Origin of the sequence: Staphylococcus gallinarum, assembly GCF_000875895.1 — a bacterium.
GTDB lineage: Bacteria > Bacillota > Bacilli > Staphylococcales > Staphylococcaceae > Staphylococcus > Staphylococcus gallinarum.
This window is the reverse complement of the sequence record NZ_JXCF01000016.1, coordinates 1-5664: the sequence shown is the minus strand read 5'-3', so window position 1 is coordinate 5664 and position 5664 is coordinate 1. Positions and strand designations below refer to the sequence as shown.

Annotated in this window: 1 protein-coding gene and 2 pseudogenes; all 3 read left to right on the top strand. The window is 34.8% G+C overall.

Annotated elements, in window-relative coordinates; genetic code table 11:
• A partial coding sequence (gene lip, locus SH09_RS09670; RefSeq protein WP_042739446.1) for a YSIRK-targeted triacylglycerol lipase occupies positions 1–1426 on the top strand: 1426 nt, incomplete at its 5' end.
• Positions 1427–2073: 647 nt separating this feature from the next.
• Positions 2074–2154 (top strand): annotated as a pseudogene (locus tag SH09_RS17465) (KxYKxGKxW signal peptide domain-containing protein); the annotation flags it as partial.
• A gap of 1299 nt (positions 2155–3453) precedes the next feature.
• Positions 3454–5664 (top strand): annotated as a pseudogene (locus SH09_RS17460) (hypothetical protein); the annotation flags it as partial.

The window sequence follows — 5664 nt, the reverse complement described above, 5'->3', positions numbered from 1 at the left end:
TGAAGATATAGTTGCGACCCAAGATAATACTGGCGTGGAAGCAGATAACCAACAAGTTGTGTCAGAAAAGGTTGATAGCAGTCAACAAAATGATACTGTATCACTTGAACAACTTCAAAGTGAATTACAATCTACAGATAGCTCACAGGATAATAGTAAAGATGAAGATTCTACTTCAACACTAAAAGCACTCAAAGACAGTGCAGTAGCTACTGTACCAAAACAAACACAACAAACAAGTGAACAAACAAATGAACAACCTACTAAAACAGCAAAACAAGGTCAATATAAGAATGATGATCCAATTATTTTAGTGCATGGTTTCAACGGTTTCACAGATGATATAAATCCACCAATCCTTTCACATTATTGGGGTGGAGATAAACTAAACATTAGACAAGATTTACAAGACAATGGTTATGAAACGTATGAAGCAAGTATTGGGGCGTTGAGTAGTAACTATGACAGAGCTGTTGAATTGTATTATTACATTAAAGGTGGAACAGTAGATTACGGTGCTGCTCACGCTGAAAAATATGGACACGAACGTTACGGAAGAACATATGAGGGTGTCTACAAAGATTGGCAACCAGGGCAAAAAGTACATTTGGTAGCGCATAGTATGGGTGGTCAAACAGTTAGACAATTAGAAGAATTACTACGAAATGGCAATCCAGAGGAAATTGCTTATCAGAAAGAGCATGGTGGTGAAATTTCACCACTTTACCAAGGTGGCAATGATAATATGATTACTTCTATTACCACACTTGGTACGCCACATAATGGAACAGTTGCAGCAGATAAATTAGGTAACGAAGCATTTATTAGACAGGTTGTTTATGATTATGTGAAATTTAAAGGTAATACAGATTCACATTCTGATTTTGGTCTAAACCAATGGGGATTAAAACAAAAAGAGGGCGAATCTTATTTAGAGTATGTTAAACGTGTACAAAATAGTAAGATATGGAAAACACAAGACAATGGTTTCTATGACTTAACTACAGAAGGTGCTGCAAAATTAAATGCTAATACTTCTCTCAATCCAAATATTGTCTATAAAACATATACAGGTGAATCTACAAGGCCGACATTATTTGGTCGTCAAAAATCTGATTTAAATATGTTCTTACCATTTACACTTACTGGTAATATCATTGGTAAAACAGCTAATACATCATGGAGAGAAAATGATGGACTTGTATCTGTTGTTTCATCTCAACATCCAAATAATCAAGCATATGTTGATGCTACTGATGAAATTCAAAAAGGTGTTTGGCAAGTAACACCAGTAAGACATGGTTGGGATCACGTTGACTTTGTTGGACAAGATGCTACTGACCCAACTCACGATAACGTGGAATTACAACAATTCTGGCATGGTATCGCCGATGAATTAGTAAGAAGCGAACAATTAGACGCCTAAAATAACAAATATAAATTAAGAAAGAGGGATTAACATGACTGGAGATATTTTCGAATTGTTAGGTTCATTATTTAATGTACTTAAGACATTATTTTCATAACTACAAATGAATTATATTGTTATACTAAACTGTACTAGCAAGTAAAAGCTTAAAGGCAAATATTTATTTTGGTTATCTTCATACCTATAAATTATGAAGATAACCATTTTTAATGTAATACTCTCTTTATTCAAAATTCAATATAATTATTTAGCTCACGATTTTCTATATTAAAAATTTCAAATTTTAAATTCTTATTTCCTCCTAAACAATATAGTCATAGATTCTTCTCTATTTTTATAAGTATTTACTGTGTTATTTTTAAAAGCTCTATTAAATATATCTCTTACAGTGAACAAAGAATGCATCTATATTATAAGAACTAGAATTAGACATATTAAGTCTTTAACATAACAGCTTTATTGGATATTTATGTTTAAATTCTTTAATTGTTTCATATGATAACTTTGATTAGTTCCTTGTTCATCAACTTCTTTTCCTCTGTTTTATGATTCAATCTATAAATAATTCAATTATAGTATTGTGCTTCATTAGACTTTACAATATAATATTGGTCAATACATTAATTTGGAGGTATTAATATTAAATGTTCTTTTTTAAATCTAAAAAAAACATGACAAATGAACCAAAACATCGAGTTAAATTATATAAAGTAGGAAAACACTGGGTGCAAAAAGGTCTAAATGAGTTAAGTATATTAATTGACATGAATTTACCATCAAAAATAGATACTTCAAGAAAGAAAACACTAAAAAAAACAATTGTTTCTATAACAATGGGCGGTATATCATCTATATATACAATAAATAACAACGCGTATGGTGAAGAAAATAATTTACCTATTACATCAGAGCTATCAGTGCATAGCGAAACTCTAGGAAACAATAATTCGACAACTGTCTCTTCAGAACATTTAAATAATAATGGGCTAAAATCAGAATCAACAAGCGAAACAAAGGATAGCGAAGTAAAATCAGAATCAACAAGCGAAACAAAGGGTAGCGAAGTAAAATCAGAATCAACAAGCAAAACAAAGGATAGCGAAGTAAAATCAGAATCAACAAGCGAAACAAAGGATAGCGAAGTAAAATCAGAATCAACAAGCGAAACAAAAGATAGCGAAGCAAAATCAGAATCAACAAGCGAAACAAAGGATAGCGAAGTAAAATCAGAATCAACAAGCGAAACAAAGGATAGCGAAGCAAAATCAGAATCAACAAGCGAAACAAAGGATAGCGAAGTAAAATCAGAATCAACAAGCGAAACAAAGGATAGCGAAGCAAAATCAGAATCAACAAGCGAAACAAAGGGTAGCGAAGCAAAATCAGAATCACCTGATGAAATACAATTGAAAGTGTCTTCTGCGGAAGCAAGTAGTAGTGAAGTAACAGCAATACCTTCTAGTGAAACATCTAATGTGTCTAAAGTGAGAACTAAAAGAGCAATTACATTGTTAGCAGATAACAATAACTTAAGTGGAACTAGTGAATCTATTAATTTTTCAACAAACATTAGTAGAGAAGGCTATCCTGAAAGAATTATGACACTAACAGGTAACTATTCTCCAAGTGATGGAAGAATATATTGGAATTTAAATATAATGAATAAAGAAGGAGGAGGACTATTTAAAAACCAAGGAGGATACTTTTTCTTAACAGTCTCTACTGAAAATAATGGTAAGTTAGGTGAAGCAGTAATGTTAAACACTGATACTACTGCTTTAGGAAACAATAATACTATTAATTATTCAAAATTTAATGGTTCTGATGGTAAAACAGATCCCCAATGGAGAACTAACAATATTGTTTCTATGGGTTCTACATATGATTTTAATTTCTATACCCCATTTAATGGTTCTGTTGAAGATTTAAAGAATTTAGATGGAACAGATATGTTGCTTACAGTGAAATCTTCTACGAATCCTTCAAATTCATATCGTTATCAAAATTCATTTGGAGAAAACAAAGTTCAGTCCAGTTTAAGTGGAACAGGGGGATATGATTTTACAGAATATAATTCAACAAGCACGTCAACTTCAAGAAGTACATCATTGAGTGCTTCGACGTCTAAAAGTACATCAACAAGCACATCAACTAGTACATCATTGAGTACATCAACATCAAGAAGTACATCATTAAGTACATCAACAAGTAACTCATTAAGTGCATCAACAAGCACGTCAACTAGTAACTCATTAAGTACATCAGTATCTGACTCAGAAAGTACGTCATTAAGTACGTCAGTATCAGATTCAGAAAGTGCGTCAACATCATTAAGCACTTCAGTAAGTGATTCAGAAAGTGCATCAACATCATTGAGTACATCAGTGTCTGATTCAGAAAGTGCATCAACATCAGTGAGCACGTCAGTAAGTGATTCAGAAAGTGCGTCAACATCACTAAGTACTTCAGTGTCTGACTCAGAAAGTACAAGCACATCATTAAGCACTTCAGTATCTGATTCAGAAAGTGCATCAACATCATTGAGCACATCAGTGAGCGATTCAGAATCAGCAAGCACATCATTAAGCACATCAGTAAGTGATTCAGAAAGTGCATCAACATCACTAAGTACATCAGTATCTGACTCAGAAAGTGCAAGCACATCATTGAGCACATCAGTGTCTGATTCAGAAAGTGCGTCAACATCATTAAGTACATCAGTGTCTGATTCAGAAAGTGCATCAACGTCGTTGAGCACATCAGTGAGCGATTCAGAATCAGCAAGTACATCATTAAGTACTTCAGTATCAGGATCAGAAAGTGCATCAACATCATTGAGCACATCAGTGTCTGATTCAGAAAGTGCGTCAACATCATTGAGCACATCAGTGTCTGATTCAGAAAGTGCGTCAACATCATTAAGTACTTCAGTGTCTGACTCAGAAAGCGCAAGCACATCATTGAGTACATCAGTATCTGATTCAGAAAGTGCGTCAACGTCGTTGAGCACGTCAGTATCTGACTCAGAAAGTACGTCATTAAGTACGTCAGTATCAGATTCAGAAAGTGCGTCAACATCATTAAGCACTTCAGTAAGTGATTCAGAATCAGCAAGCACATCATTAAGTACTTCAGTGTCTGACTCAGAAAGTGCGTCAACATCATTAAGCACTTCAGTAAGTGATTCAGAATCAGCAAGTACGTCATTAAGCACGTCAGTATCAGATTCAGAAAGTGCGTCAACATCATTGAGCACATCAGTGAGTGATTCAGAATCAGCAAGCACATCATTAAGTATTTCAGTATCTGACTCAGAAAGTGCATCAACATCATTGAGCACATCAGTATCTGACTCAGAAAGCGCGTCAACATCATTGAGTACATCAGTGTCTGATTCAGAAAGTGCATCAACATCATTGAGCACATCAGTGAGCGATTCAGAATCAGCAAGTACATCATTAAGTACTTCAGTAAGTGACTCAGAGTCAGCAAGTACGTCATTAAGTACATCAGTAAGTGACTCAGAAAGTGCAAGTACGTCATTAAGTACTTCAGTAAGTGATTCAGAAAGTGCGTCAACATCAGTGAGCACGTCAGTATCTGACTCAGAAAGCGCAAGCACATCATTGAGCACTTCAGTAAGTGATTCAGAATCAGCAAGTACGTCACTAAGTACTTCAGTAAGTGATTCAGAGTCAGCAAGTACATCATTAAGCACTTCAGTATCTGATTCAGAAAGTGCAAGTACATCACTAAGTACATCAGTATCTGATTCAGAAAGCGCAAGCACATCATTGAGCACTTCAGTAAGTGATTCAGAATCAGCAAGTACATCACTAAGTACATCAGTATCTGACTCAGAAAGTGCGTCAACATCATTGAGCACATCAGTGTCTGATTCAGAAAGTGCAAGCACATCATTGAGTACATCAGTGTCTGATTCAGAAAGTGCATCAACATCATTGAGCACATCAGTGTCTGACTCAGAAAGTGCAAGCACATCATTGAGTACATCAGTAAGTAATTCAGAATCAGCAAGTACGTCACTAAGTACATCAGTATCTGACTCAGAAAGTGCGTCAACATCATTGAGCACATCAGTGAGTGATTCAGAATCAGCAAGTACGTCACTAAGTACATCAGTGTCTGATTCAGAAAGTGCATCAACATCATTGAGCACATCAGTGAGTGATTCAGAATCAGCAAGTACATCATTAAGTACTTCAGTAAGTGAT